The sequence below is a fragment of the Paenibacillus sp. FSL F4-0100 genome, assembly GCF_037993005.1.
Taxonomy (GTDB): domain Bacteria; phylum Bacillota; class Bacilli; order Paenibacillales; family Paenibacillaceae; genus Paenibacillus_AQ.
This window is the reverse complement of the sequence record NZ_CP150303.1, coordinates 4,424,752-4,438,361: the sequence shown is the minus strand read 5'-3', so window position 1 is coordinate 4,438,361 and position 13,610 is coordinate 4,424,752. Positions and strand designations below refer to the sequence as shown.

10 protein-coding genes and 1 pseudogene are annotated in these 13,610 nt (G+C 46.0%); all 11 read left to right on the top strand.

What is annotated here, in order from left to right; translation table 11 throughout:
- The first annotated feature begins 121 nt into the window (after nt 1-121).
- The 11 genes and pseudogenes from MHH48_RS19970 to MHH48_RS19920 all read left to right on the top strand — a co-directional run bounded on the left by MHH48_RS19970 (nt 122) and on the right by MHH48_RS19920 (nt 13,564).
- Nucleotides 122-595, top strand: a complete 474-nt coding sequence (locus MHH48_RS19970) for a heme-binding protein (protein WP_076321669.1) — start codon at nt 122-124, stop codon at nt 593-595.
- Between the two features lie 272 nt (nt 596-867).
- On the top strand, nt 868-1,650 hold the full coding sequence (locus tag MHH48_RS19965; RefSeq protein ID WP_076321668.1) for a DeoR/GlpR family DNA-binding transcription regulator: 783 nt from the start codon (nt 868-870) through the stop codon (nt 1,648-1,650).
- 2 nt (nt 1,651-1,652) lie between these two features.
- A complete protein-coding gene (gene nagA, locus MHH48_RS19960) occupies nt 1,653-2,807 on the top strand; it encodes an N-acetylglucosamine-6-phosphate deacetylase (RefSeq protein WP_076321667.1) in 1,155 nt (384 codons plus the stop codon).
- A gap of 350 nt (nt 2,808-3,157) precedes the next feature.
- Nucleotides 3,158-4,084, top strand: coding sequence for an ABC transporter permease subunit (locus tag MHH48_RS19955; RefSeq protein ID WP_076321666.1), 927 nt, complete (start codon nt 3,158-3,160; stop codon nt 4,082-4,084).
- 19 nt (nt 4,085-4,103) lie between these two features.
- Complete coding sequence (locus MHH48_RS19950; RefSeq protein WP_076321665.1) at nt 4,104-5,006, top strand: carbohydrate ABC transporter permease; 903 nt, start codon at nt 4,104-4,106, stop codon at nt 5,004-5,006.
- A 104-nt stretch (nt 5,007-5,110) separates the two neighbouring features.
- The gene (locus MHH48_RS19945; protein WP_076321664.1) at nt 5,111-6,631 is read left to right on the top strand and encodes an ABC transporter substrate-binding protein; all 1,521 of its coding nucleotides are present in this window, start codon (nt 5,111-5,113) and stop codon (nt 6,629-6,631) included.
- A 158-nt stretch (nt 6,632-6,789) separates the two neighbouring features.
- Nucleotides 6,790-8,541 carry a histidine kinase gene (locus MHH48_RS19940; RefSeq protein WP_256720453.1) on the top strand — a complete coding sequence of 584 codons (1,752 nt, stop codon included), beginning with the start codon at nt 6,790-6,792 and terminating at the stop codon, nt 8,539-8,541.
- Between the two features lie 22 nt (nt 8,542-8,563).
- The gene (locus MHH48_RS19935) at nt 8,564-10,153 is read left to right on the top strand and encodes a helix-turn-helix domain-containing protein (protein ID WP_076321663.1); all 1,590 of its coding nucleotides are present in this window, start codon (nt 8,564-8,566) and stop codon (nt 10,151-10,153) included.
- Between the two features lie 268 nt (nt 10,154-10,421).
- Nucleotides 10,422-10,751 carry a discoidin domain-containing protein gene (locus MHH48_RS19930; RefSeq protein WP_083659601.1) on the top strand — a complete coding sequence of 110 codons (330 nt, stop codon included), beginning with the start codon at nt 10,422-10,424 and terminating at the stop codon, nt 10,749-10,751.
- A gap of 116 nt (nt 10,752-10,867) precedes the next feature.
- Nucleotides 10,868-12,055: pseudogene (locus MHH48_RS19925) on the top strand (glycosyl hydrolase family 8); the annotation flags it as partial.
- Between the two features lie 51 nt (nt 12,056-12,106).
- A complete protein-coding gene (locus MHH48_RS19920; RefSeq protein WP_256720495.1) occupies nt 12,107-13,564 on the top strand; it encodes a discoidin domain-containing protein in 1,458 nt (485 codons plus the stop codon).
- Nucleotides 13,565-13,610 lie beyond the last annotated feature (46 nt).

Genomic DNA, 13,610 nt, shown 5'->3' with positions numbered 1-13,610 from the left:
TGGATTCTTTGAATGACGGCAAAGTGCGGAATGAAATTCTCTGTAGAGAAAACAATCCAATTCACCACTATAGGCAAATGACATATAATGTAGTATTTCTTTTAAGTAAAGGAGAGCTATCATGTACAAACTCACTTTAACTGCGGCTAAGAAGTTATTGGAAACTGCTGAACACCAAGCACGACAAATGGGTCTTAATTCTGATGTAGCGATCGTCGATGAAGGGGGGAACCTCATTGCCTTTCATCGGATGGATAATGCCAGAATAGCAGGCATCGATATTGCCATAGGCAAAGCATGGACCAGCGTAGCGATGCAAATGCCGACGGCGAATTTAGCTCAATCTGCGCTTCCGGGCGGAGCTACATTTGGCATTAACACGACGAATCAGGGAAGAGTCGTTATACTTGGCGGGGGAATTCCGCTAGTTCACGAAGGTAGGGTTGTGGGCGGCATTGGTGTAAGTGGAGGAACGAGCGCTCAGGATATCGATGTAGCCAATGCCGCAGTGCAGGTGTTTGAAAATATGAGATGTAATGATATCCAATATGCAAACGCACGGATTGGCACGGTAAAACAATCATTTACTTATTAACGGCTCTCCTATTCGATTGTAAGGGCAGGCTGCTTCTATGCAAGAAGCGGCCTGCCTGTCTTCTATTTAAGAGGTGATATGGCCTCACGGTACGATAGTCGGGATGGAAAATGTCGAAGGGCTGAATATATTCACTTTAAAAACCACGAAGAACGTGGTTTTTTAGTTTTCACAATAACAGCAATCAACTTGCATATACTTATTGATTATTTATAATTGCTTATATATACTTATAATAAGAACGTAAATACTTAAGCAGGGAGGGATAAGATGTGTTCCAAGAGGAACGTTTAGTAAAAATCCTGGATTACTTAAAACAGCATAAAACGATGAGTGTTGGTGAGATATGCTCGTTCTTTCAAGTGTCGCGGGATACCGCACGCAGAGATATTGTCAGACTAGTTCAAGAAGGCGTGGTCGTTCGAACGCACGGAGGGGTAGCCTTGCCTGAACTTCAAAAGGAACTTACTTCTTACCAGGAACGACTGATTGATGAGCCGACGAGCAAGAACGTGATCGGCGAGCATGGCGCTAATCTGATTCGGGACCACGAAACGGTATTTTTGGACGTATCTACGACCGTTCAATTTGTTGCGGAGCATATTCAAGCGAGAGAGATAACAGCGGTTACGCATTCCATCGATAATGTAGGGATACTCTCCAAACGGGAAGATCTGAGCATCTACCTGCTTGGCGGTTATCTGCATACCCAAAATCGATTATTATACGGTCCTTCCGTCATTGATAAAATCAGTGAAATCCGTGCCGATAAAGCGTTCATCGGTGCGACGGCAATCCAGCCAGACGGACTCTATTATCCATATGAAGAAGATGTCCGGGTGAAGAGAGAAATGGCCCGGCGCTCGGATCAGGTCATACTTGTTGCGGATCATACCAAATTCGCGGTGAAATCGAGGTTCAAGTTGGACTTTGATCACGTGGATATTATTGTAACCGATCGATCGATTCCCATTGAAATACAAGAAATATTAGACAACAAAAATATTACGCTAATAGAATGTCAGGCACATAACCAACAGGATGGAGTTGAGTAGTAATGAACAACAACAAAATCATTCAACATGTCAAAGTCCACCTGCCTCATCAAATAATTCCTTCTGCAACGGTCTGGATTGCGAATGGGGAGTTGAAGCGAATAGAAGCGACGCAAGAACTGGAAACAATCGAAGCTGATGCTGAACTAATTGATGGCAAAGGAATGTGGCTCATACCGGGGATGATAGATGTTCATATTCATGGGGCCAATGGCTATGACATGATGGACGGAACCGAGGACAGCATTCAAGAAGTATCACGCGCTTGTGCTGCAACCGGATGCACTTCGTTTCTGGCGACTTCCGTGAGTTCGACGATAGAGGACCTGCTGAAGATGATTCGCAGCGTAAAATCTGTAATCGGACGAGAACAGGGGGCAAGAATCGCTGGCATTCACTTGGAAGGACCCTACTTGAATCCGAGACGTAAAGGGATGCAAAACGAGAAATATCTTCGCCACCCGAATCTGGAAGAAATGAAGTTGATTTTTCAGGAAGCGGGTTCGCTCATTAAAATGGTAACGATCGCACCAGAATTGCCTGGAGGTATGGAGCTCATAACTTTTCTGAAAGAGCAGGGTGTTGTGATTGCCGTAGCCCATTCCGATGCCACATACGAGGAAGCGAAGCTGGCTTTCGCAGCCGGTGCGAGTCATGTAACCCATTGTTTTAACGGCATGAGACCGATTCACCATCGAGATCCCGGACTGATTGTAGCCGCGTTCGAAGAACCGCATGTAAGCCTGCAAGCGATTGTCGATCAAGTCCATCTTCATCCAGCCATTGTCCGATTAATGCATCGTCTCAAAGGGCCTGAAGGCATGGTGCTGATTACAGATGCACTTCAGGCGATGGGATTAGGTGATGGCAATTATATGTTTGGTGGTCATCACGTTACCGTTTCCGAGGGGATTGCAAGGCTTGCGGATGGCACTTTAGCATCAAGCACGGTGACTATGAATGAAGCGTTACGTCTGACCGTGGCTAACGAAATTTCAATGGAGGATGCGGTGCACATGGCATCAACAACGCCGGCCCGTATTCTGGGTTTATCTCACAAAGGAAAAATCGAGGTAGGATACGATGCGGATCTCGTCCTGATGGACGAAAGGTATCAAGTGCAGTGGACGATGATTGAGGGTAAATTGTACCGATGAAGCAGACGTAGAAGATTTTCCACCGCTTCTTATTCATACGCGCAGCGTCAAACAACAGACAGCGGGGGCGTCCCAGGTCAAAGGACCTTTTGGGACCCCCTTTTTTGCGTTTAAAAAACTTAAACAGCTTTTTCGTGCGTTTTGGAATGGCTGCAAGCTGTTCAACAACCCGCGATTACGCCCCTTGCATAATGGGTCTGGTTAAAACTGACAATCGCCATTTTGAAGTCGGAAGAAAAGAAGTCATCATTGTGGTATCAGAAAGTCATAAGGATAGTGGTTGACCAGAATCATTGGTTATAGAATGAGGATGTAAGGGTTTACATGACGTGACAAGAAGGGGCTGGAACATGAGGGGTTCGTCTCATTTAAGGAAGAGGCTGAAGAAGTATAAGTGGCTGCTGCTAATGACATTGCCGGGGATCGTCTACTTGTTCATCAACAACTATGTCCCCATGTACGGCGTGATTCTAGCATTTAAAAACTATAATTATGTCGATGGCATATGGGGAAGTGCGTGGGCCGGGTTCGATAACTTTAAATTCTTGTTCAACTCACAGGATGCGTACATTATTACCCGCAATACCTTCCTTTACAATTTCGTTTTTATTGTGCTGAACCTGGTTTTAGCTGTTCTGGTAGCACTGCTGATTAATGAAATTAAGGATAAAGCGATCAGCCGGTTCTATCAAAGCACATTCCTGCTGCCGCATATCATCTCGATGGTCGTGGTCGCCTATCTGGTCTACAGCTTTTTGAATGTGGATAGCGGTCTTGTGAACAGGTTATTAATCAATTGGTTTGGTTCGGAGGCGGTGTCTTGGTATGGAGAACCCAAGTATTGGCCTTACATCCTGGTCATCGTAAATGCATGGAAGAACGTTGGTTATCTATCCATCATCTATTTCGCTTCCATTATCGGAATAGACAAAGAATATTATGAAGCCGCCACGATTGACGGTGCAACCAAGTGGAAGCAGATGACTCGGATCACCATCCCGCTTATTTTGCCTGTCATCACCACCATGACCCTGCTTGCGGTCAGCGGCATTCTCCGGTCGGATTTCGGATTATTCTATCAGGTTCCTATGAATACAGGCGCTCTGATCCCGACAACGAATACCATCGATACCTTTGTCTATCGTGCCATGATTCAATCGGGGGATATCGGCATGTCGACAGCAGCTGGATTCTATCAATCCGTCGTTTGTTTAGTGCTCATCCTAGTAGCAAATACGGCAGTAAGACGCATTAATAAACGTGACGCTTTATTTTAACAGAGGGGGAGAGATAGAAATGGTGAAGGAATGGAGCCCTAAAAAATGGATCGGAGCATCTTCGATTCACCTGTTTTTCTGGGCATTTACAGTCGCCTCGTTAATTCCGTTCATCCTGGTCTTTATGGTGTCGATATCCAGTGAAGATTCCATTCTACAGAACGGATATTCATTGTTTCCCAGTCAAATCAGCTTTGCGGCCTATCAATTTTTATTCAATGATTTTTCGGAAATAGCGAAAGCTTACGGAGTCACGATCTTGACCACGCTGGTTGGAACCGTCGTAAGCCTTTTGATAACAGCGCTTTTTGCTTATCCGTTATCCAGACCCGAGCTGCCGTTTCGCCGCACCATTTCCTTTTATATTTTTTTCACCATGCTGTTTGGCGGAGGAATGGTACCTTGGTATATCACTTATGTGAATATGTTTGATCTGAAAAATACGATTTTTGCCATGATCATCCCCAACTTGCTGTTAAGTGCCTTCAATGTGCTGCTCATGCGGAGCTTTTTCGCCTCGACCATACCCGAATCCGTGGTTGAATCCGCGACGATTGACGGTGCAAGCGAACTGAAGATTTTCTTTAAAATCGTCGTTCCGCTTTCTTTGCCGATTATGGCCACGATTGGACTGTTTAACACGTTATCCTACTGGAATGACTGGTACAACTGTATGCTGTTTATCGATAAACCCGAGCTGTATAACATCCAGTATCTGATGACAAAGACACTCACGAACATTCAGTATCTTCTAATGAAGTCGAACAGCTCGGCTCAGGTTGGGGACCTGCTCGCCAAGATGCCGAGGGAAACCGTCCGAATGGCACTTGCGATTGTCGGCATTGCCCCGTTGATGTTCGCCTACCCGTTCTTCCAGAAGTATTACATTAGTGGGATCACAACCGGTGCCGTAAAAGGTTAGCAGCCATGCGATCGTTCATTAGAGGAGGTGGGGCAGGTTAGGCGATTCGCACTCCAATTCATGCCTTAGATTAAAGCTAATTGTTGAGAGGAGAACTCAGGGATATGAAAAAAGCGCATCATCTGGTGCTTATGATCATGCTTTGCGGAATGCTGGCATTAACAGGCTGCGGTAAGGGGGGAACCGAAAACACTTCGGATACCGGGGGCAAACAAACCGATGGAACAGGACAACATTCAAATTCTTCACTCAAACCTTATAAAATAACGCTCGTATATCCGGCAACCGCTCCAAAAGACTTGCAGCTTGTTCAGGAAGAGATGAGCAAATATCTAACGGAAAAGATAAATGCAACCATCGAGCTCAAGCCTTTAGAGTGGGCTTCTTGGGATGATAAGACCAACTTGATGAAAATCTCCAATGAGCCGTTTGATCTGATGTTCACGGCCAGTTGGTTCTCGTATCCGAAGGATGCCGCGAAAGGCCAGTATCTGGAACTTGATGATTTGATGGCGCAACACGGAAAGGATATTCCGGGTATCCTGGGTGAGGAATTCATTAAGGGATCCAGAATTGGCGGCAAGCTGTACGCGCTTCCTACCAAGAAAGAATTCGGCCAAGGTTTCGGATTCTTGCTCGACAAGAAGTTGGTGGATAAATACAAGTTTGATACGAATGGCGTCAAGACGCTGGAAGATTTGGAAGCCATGTTCCAAACGATTAAGGACAATGAACCTAGTGTAACTCCCATCGTTTCAAGCAAATTCACGAACATCTGGGAAGCCGCCAATTATGATGGCATCGTTGCCAATCTCTCGATTCCCCGGGGAAGTAAAGAGTTGAAAGCGGTGGATACCCTGGAGGATCCGAAGTTCATCGAATTTTATAAACGCATGTTTCAGTGGAATCAGAACGGTTGGTTTGATAAGGATATCCTGACATCAGACGCGGATCAAGGCATGAATATGATTAAGGCGGGCAAGGCCTTTGCGGTTGCCCAATCCTTGAAGCCAGGGAAAGACAAGGAGATGTCTTTAAGCTCAGGCGTTGAGGTGGTGCAAGTCGAAACGGCGGAGCCGTTTACGACGACAGGAGATGCACAGGGCGCAATGCTGGGAATTTCGCGCACGTCCAAGGATCCTGCAAGAGCCATGATGTTCCTTAATCTGCTGTACAGCGATCCGAAGCTACTCAATATGCTGGATTGGGGTATCGAAGGGATTCACTATGTTAAGAAATCTGATATTATGATTGATTTTCCTGAAGGTGTGAACGCGGACACCCAAACCTATCCGAATCCGGGAGGCTGGATGTTCGGGAATCAGTTCAACTCTTATCTATGGGCAAACGAGGATCCGAATAAGTGGGAAGAGTTCAAGAAGTTTAATGAAAGGGCGGAGCATTCCATCGCGCTCGGATTTGCCTTTAATCAAGAGCCTGTCAAATCGGAGATGGCATCCATTGCGAATGTCGAGAAAGAGTTTGGAGCTTCGTTAAGGTCCGGAGCGGTGGATCCGGAGAAAATCATAGCCAAGTGGAAAGAAAAACGGAAATCTGCCGGTTTTGACAAAGTTAAAGCCGAAGTTGAAAAGCAGCTGGCGGCGTGGGCAGAAACTCAGAAGTAGCAAAGATAAGGAATAGGGGGATACCGAACCGGGACTATCGTTGTGTGTCCTATAAGGGATTCCCTTTTTTCCTGTATGTGACTATACTCAGAGTGTAGATGACCTGCTATACTGCGGAAGCACATTCTGCAAACCTTTCCATGGAGCCGGGGTAGTGTATGCCTATGTTGAATATTAAAGACTCGCTTCGTTTTAAGCTAATCATCGGTTTCTTTACGATCGCGGTACCTCTTGTGACCTTGCTTCTCTACAACAACTACTATGCATCCAATACGATAAGGGAGCAGGTGGCGGACTCGAATAAAAATTCGATGATCCTCTATTCCCACCAGATCGAGGCAGCCCTGAACAAGGAGACGAATTTTTTGTACAATATTGCCGTTGAAGATCCGAACATTGCTGCACTCTCACAGCTTCTGAATGATCCCGATGAGTACTATCTTGCCAAGGCCAGAATCTTGAATACGCTTACGCGTTATCACCGGTTTGACAACAGCGTCGATCTTCAATTTATCTACTCCGTGCAGAAGCAGGATTTATTTACTACACCGATCAAGGCCCAATCCTACGATGAGCTGTTGTCCATCAAAACGACTATTGAACAACTGGTCAAGGAGGTTCAACCGGACAGCGCCTATTTCCGCGAATGGAAGGCCATTGAGTACAGCCAACATAAATACGCATTGATCAGGCTGGTGGATACGGGAGATGATTTTTACCTCGGGGCATTTGTAGAACTGGAGAACCTGATGATACCGCTGGATTTGATTCATCTGGAATATGGCTTTGCCAGCTTTGTGAATGAGCAGGGTGAATTGTTGACCAACACGTCAGCGATCGGAAGGAACCGGCTGAATATCTCTCTTGCTTCTGAATCCAACGAAGTGTATCAAATCGTGAAGAAGGACGATCAAAAATATATCGTAGTCATGAATCAGATTCAGGGCACCAACGTCATACTAAGCGCTTTTGTACCCGAGTCCCAGATGCTGAAGAATCTGTATCACTTTCGGAGAGGGATTATCATCATATCCATCGTGGCTTTAATCATTCTGATTATCTATTTGGTCTATCTCAATGAGATTATCCTGAAGCCCATGAACAATCTTGTCCGCGGAATGCGCAGGATCAAGCAGGGGGACTGGAATACGCGGCTTCATGCTTCTAAAGCGAAGGAGTTCAACATGATCAACGAAACCTTCAACAGCATGGCCTCCGAGATCCATGAGCTGAAGATCAGCGTTTACGAGGAACAGATCAAGGCGCATAAAGCCGAACTTAAGCATTTACAACTCCAAATCAATCCCCATTTTTTATTGAACTCCATCAATATCGTTTACAATTTGGCTGAAATTAAGAATTATAGCGTGATCCAGCTCATGTGCATGAACCTCGTTAAGTACTTCCGTTTTACAACGAAGACGAATCAAATCGCGGTGACGATTGCGGAAGAAATGGAGCATATGGAGAGCTATATTAAAATACAGCAGGTCCGGTTTCCAGAGAGAGTCACCTATGAAATACAAATATCGGATGGTGCAGACCAAGCGGCAATCCCGCCGCTATTAATTCAGCCTTTTATTGAAAATGCAATCAAATACGGATTTGATTTCATGGATCATCCTTTTCATATTGCCATTCATATCAGCCTTTCCAGGCATGATCAATTGGAGATTGTGATCTCTGATAACGGGAGTGGCTTCTCCCAGGAAGTGCTGGAGCAATTACAATCGGGCGGTTACATGGAGAATCAGACAGGGGAGCATTTAGGAATCACCAATGTACAGTACCGCCTTAAGCATATCTTTGGGGATATGACTCGCCTTGAGTTTGATAACGCTCCGGATTCCGGGGCTAGGATAAGAATGGTACTTCCTTTCCGGACGGTAGAGCAGTTTACTTCATATTGATGATCTGTATGGGGGTAGTCGCATGTTTAAGGCACTTATTGTAGATGATGAGATCTATGCGGTAATGGGAATTAAGAGCGGCGTGAATTGGCAGGATCTGCAGGTGTCTGAAGTGTATGAGGCTTATAATATGCGCGATGCATTACAGGTTTTTGAACGCACGCCGATTGATATTATGATCTGTGATATTGAAATGCCCAAAGGGACAGGGATTGAACTGCTCGAGCGAGTGAATGATATTTCTCCCGATACAGAGACCATTTTTCTAACTGCCCACTCCGCCTTTGACTTTATGAAAAGAGCGATTCAGCTGGATGGCTTCGATTATTTGTTAAAACCGATCGAATTTGATGTGCTTCAGGCAACCATAGCCAAAGCGCTGCATTCGATTAAACAGGAGCGAGAACTCCGTCATATACGCGAGCATTACAAACCATATTATGAGCTGTGGCGGAAGAAAAAAAGCCTGATCACGGATAAGTTCTGGAATGATGTGTTTTCGGGAAGAATCGTCTGCACTCCGGCTAATGTTACGGATGTTCTTGAAGAACATGAGCTTAGCGGACTGCAAGATGCTGTATTCATGCCTGTTCTGGTGAGCGTGGAATCCTGGCTGCGGGAGCTCAGCACAAAGGATGAAGAGATCATGGAATACGCCATCCGCAAAGGTGCATCTGAAATGCTGCTGCCTGCCGGCAATGGAGAGGTCATTCAGACCAAGCAAGGGGTGAATGTCGTCCTTATTGTTGGAGAGGAGGGGGCGGAGGGGGATGCCACTCATGAATTAAACTTGCGCTGTGAAAAATACATTCAGGACTGTTATACCTACTTTGGTTGTAATATTTCCTGTTATATCGGCAATCGTTCCAATATGTATGAAATTGCCGATACGTACAGACAGCTGCTGGAGATGGAGTACAACAACCTGAATAAATCCAACCAAGTGTATAGGCTGGCTTCATTAGGCAACTATTCCATTAAGACGATGATTCCGCGAATATCGACCTGGACCCTACTTATGGAGCATGGACAGCAAGAAGAAATACAGAGAGAGATTCATGGACGTATCGAGGAATTGAGCCGAAAGCCAGAGCTTTCGGTTAGTGAGCTTGAAGGATTCCGACAAGAATTTATGCAAATGGTCCATTATATTCTTCATAAAAATGGACTGTCTGCGTTTGAGTTGTTTCAGGATCAGGCAGGAATTCATCTGTATGCTCAGCCGCGTAATCTTGAACAATTGAAAGCTTCGGTGCTTCAAGCCGTTCAGGTCATCCATGATCAGCTGCACCCGAACTGCTCCGTGATTCAACGTGTACAATCCTATATAAAGGAGCATTTGCACGAGCCGATCACAAGAGAACAGCTGTCCAGTTACGTACATCTCAATCCTGCTTATCTGTCCCGTCTGTTCAAACGCGAGGTAGGCGAATCGATTACAGATTACATATTGCATGCCCGGATGGCACAGGCCAAAGATTTAATCTCGAACTCGACCATCCCTATATCCGAAGTAGCCAAAACCTTTGGCTATCATAACTTCTCCCATTTTTCCAAAATGTTCAGAAAAGTATATCGAGTTTCTCCGCAGGAGTTTAGACAGCAATCATAATCTCAACGGGGGTTCTATTCAACGAAAAAAGCCTGTGTTTCCTACTCGAGGGAATACAGGCTTCTATGTGTATTTACCGAATCGGGTACACTAGTGTCCCTCCTACTTGAGCTAAACTCATAGCCGATTACATGACAACCTTAAAAAAACAACAATACACCTTAATTTAGTCCCTTTCCGAATTTGAGAAATGGGATTAGAACTAAGATACCATACAATAATTTGTATACATCCCAGAATGTGGTTTTTATAACTCCGTGAAAGGGGGATTGCTTATACCGAGTGTTCAAAAAGCATTAATAAAGTCAAACTCATATGGGAAGACGCCTATGGGAAAAGCTACAAAATTCAAGTGTCGACGGATACGGCAGCGCCTGTAAATTGGACGGAGGTATACTCCACTTCAACCGGTGACAGAGGGATGGACGAAATCTCATTCGCAGCACGGGATGCCAGATATGTAAGGATGTATGGCACGGCAAGAGGAACATCCTACGGGTACTCTTTGGACGAGTTTGAGGTGTACGGTTCCGCTGCTTCAAGCAGCGATACGGATCCCGGCGATATGATCAGCAATGACGCAGGGATTATCTTTTAGAAGTAACCATGGTCACAGGCAAGATGCCCGAAACCAATCCAATAGGAGGAATAGGAATGTATAAAAAATGGTCAATTCACGTACTTTGCCTCGTCCTTTTGATGTCGACTTTTCTCTCACCGGTGTTTGTACAAAAAGCCCATGCAGCAGGCGAGCAAAAGCCATTTCCCCAGCAAGCGAGTTTTGCTGGAATTACGAAGCCCAATCATCTCTCGCAGTCGCAATTGAATGCAGACGTTATCGCTTACTATAATTCATGGAAATCCAGCTATTTGAAGAACAACTTGTCCTCCTTGCCCGGCGGATATTATGTGAAAGGCGAAATTACAGGAGAACCTGGCGGGTATAAGGCGTTGGGCTCTTCCGAAGGTCAAGGATACGGCATGCTCATTACGGTGTTAATGGCTGGTTATGATCCGAATGCCAAAACCATTTACGACGGCCTGTTCAAAACGGCCAGAGCTTATAAAAGCAAGGGAAATCCTAACCTGATGGGCTGGGTCGTAGCGGACTCCAAAAGCGCGCAGGGAGATTTCTACTCGGCGACCGACGGGGATCTGGACATCGCTTACTCGCTCATTCTTGCTCATGATCAATGGGGTTCATCCGGTACAATCAATTATTTGGCGGAAGCCAAAAAAATGATTACGGATGGAATCAAGAAAAGCAATGTCACGACCAACAACCGGTTAAATCTGGGCGATTGGGATAGCAAAAGCGCACTGAACACGAGACCTTCGGATTGGATGCTCAGCCATTTAAGAGCCTTTTACGAGGTTACCGGTGATTCAACGTGGTTGAATGTCATCAATAACCTGTACAACGTCTATAGTTCATTCAGCGCCTCCTATTCGCCGAACACGGGGTTGATTTCGGATTTTGTCGTTGACAATCCTCCAAAGCCCGCTCCACGAAATTATTTGGAAGAGTTCCCGGAAACGGACGAATACAATTATAATGCCGCTCGGGTACCACTCAGGATTGTGATGGATTATGCGCATTATGGTGAAACGAGAGCCAAATCGATCACCGATAAACTGGCTTCCTGGATTAAAGGAAAGACGAGCGGCAACCCTAACAATATTAAAGACGGGTATAAATTGAACGGAACGGTGTCTCCATCGGCAAGCGGGGCGGAAGGTGTTTTTGTGGCTCCGTTTATTTCGGCAGGAACCCCGAATAGCGGAAACCAGGCCTGGATCAATAGCGGCTGGGACTGGATGAAAAGTCATAAATCCGGTTATTACAGCGACAGCTTCACCCTCTTAAACATGCTGTTCATTTCAGGTAACTGGTGGAAGCCAGGAGGGGGAGGCAACCCAGCAGATACGCAAGCACCAACGGTTCCGTCGAATTTGGCGGTTACTGCAAAGACTTCGTCCAGTATCTCTCTTTCATGGAATGCTTCTACGGATAATGTAGGGGTTACAGGTTATGAGATTTATAACGGCTCAGCACCAGCGGCTTCCGTTACAGGAACGAATGCGACCATCAGCGGCTTGAGCGCCAACACGGCCTACACCTTTACGGTCAAAGCCAAAGATGCCGCCGGGAATATATCGGGCGCAAGCAATGCAGTGACAGCCACAACAAATAACGATACATCGTCCCCGAATCTTGCCTTGAACAAGACGGCCGTTGCAAGCTCAAGCGAAGCCTCGGGCTTTGAGCCTGCTAAAGCTTTTGACGGCAGCCTGGCAACGCGATGGGCAAGCGCAGAAGGCGTTGACCCGCAATGGATTTATGTCGATCTCGGCGCAGTGAAGAACATCAACCGAATCCAATTAAATTGGGAAGAAGCCTATGCGAAGAGTTACAAGATTCAAATATCTGTCGATAACGGGACACCTACCAATTGGACGGATGTATTCTCCACAACAATCGGGAATGGCGCCATAGATGATATTGCCATTTCGAACCGAAATGCGAGATACGTGAGAATGTACGGCACGGCCAGAGGCACCCCTTACGGATATTCCTTATATGAGTTTGAAGTGTACGGAACAGATTCTATGGGCAGCTCGGATACGGAGACACCAACGGTTCCAACGAATTTGGCAGTAACCAACACGACCTCCTCCAGCGTTACGCTTTCATGGGGTGCTGCAACGGACAACGTAGGCGTTACCGGTTACGATGTTTATGAGGGCGCCACGTTGGCTGCCACCGTTACCGACACGACAGCGACGGTTAGCGGGCTAAACGCCAACGCGACCTATACATTTACGGTTAAAGCGAAAGATGCAGCCGGCAACGTCTCGGCTGCAAGCAACGAAATCAGTGCGACCACTAGCGGGGATACGGTGAACCCTGTCAAACTTACAGCGATCGAGGACAGCTTCGTTCGTGGCGGTACGTATGCCGGGGATCAATATGGCTCCCAGAATACGATGACTGTAAAGCTGCGCGCCTCCAATGCCTCTTACGATCGAGCAGGATACTTGAAATTTGATACTACCTCATTAAGCGGGTCCGTAAGCTCTGCTATTCTCAAAATCTATGTAACCAGTATTCATAGCAATACGAGCTCCTATACAGTGGAAGCCAGGGGTATCAACAATGATGCATGGTCTGAAACGTCGATCAACGCAACTAACCAGCCGACAGAAGCCGGGTCTGCATTGGGGACCGTGACGGTAAGTCAAAAAGGTGCCTATGTGAGCTTTGATGTCACTTCATTTGTGAACAGTCAATCGGATGGAGTCGTAAGCTTCCGCATCGTCGGACTAGATGAAGATATGGGCGCAGATTATGCGACCAAGGAACATTCGGATACGGCCATTCATCCTGTTCTTATCATTAACGGAGATTAATGACTACATTAAAACCACGTTCAAGTGAAATTTTGGATTAAGACAG

Excerpts from the sequence above, each read along its gene's own strand:
- MHH48_RS19970 (WP_076321669.1), top strand. The coding sequence starts at position 122 with ATGTACAAACTCACTTTAACTGCGGCTAAGAAGTTATTGGAAACTGCT.
- nagA (WP_076321667.1), top strand. The coding sequence starts at position 1,653 with ATGAACAACAACAAAATCATTCAACATGTCAAAGTCCACCTGCCTCAT.
- MHH48_RS19955 (WP_076321666.1), top strand. The coding sequence starts at position 3,158 with ATGAGGGGTTCGTCTCATTTAAGGAAGAGGCTGAAGAAGTATAAGTGG.
- MHH48_RS19950 (WP_076321665.1), top strand. The coding sequence starts at position 4,104 with ATGGTGAAGGAATGGAGCCCTAAAAAATGGATCGGAGCATCTTCGATT.
- MHH48_RS19945 (WP_076321664.1), top strand. The coding sequence starts at position 5,111 with ATGAAAAAAGCGCATCATCTGGTGCTTATGATCATGCTTTGCGGAATG.
- MHH48_RS19940 (WP_256720453.1), top strand. The coding sequence starts at position 6,790 with ATGCCTATGTTGAATATTAAAGACTCGCTTCGTTTTAAGCTAATCATC.
- MHH48_RS19935 (WP_076321663.1), top strand. The coding sequence starts at position 8,564 with ATGTTTAAGGCACTTATTGTAGATGATGAGATCTATGCGGTAATGGGA.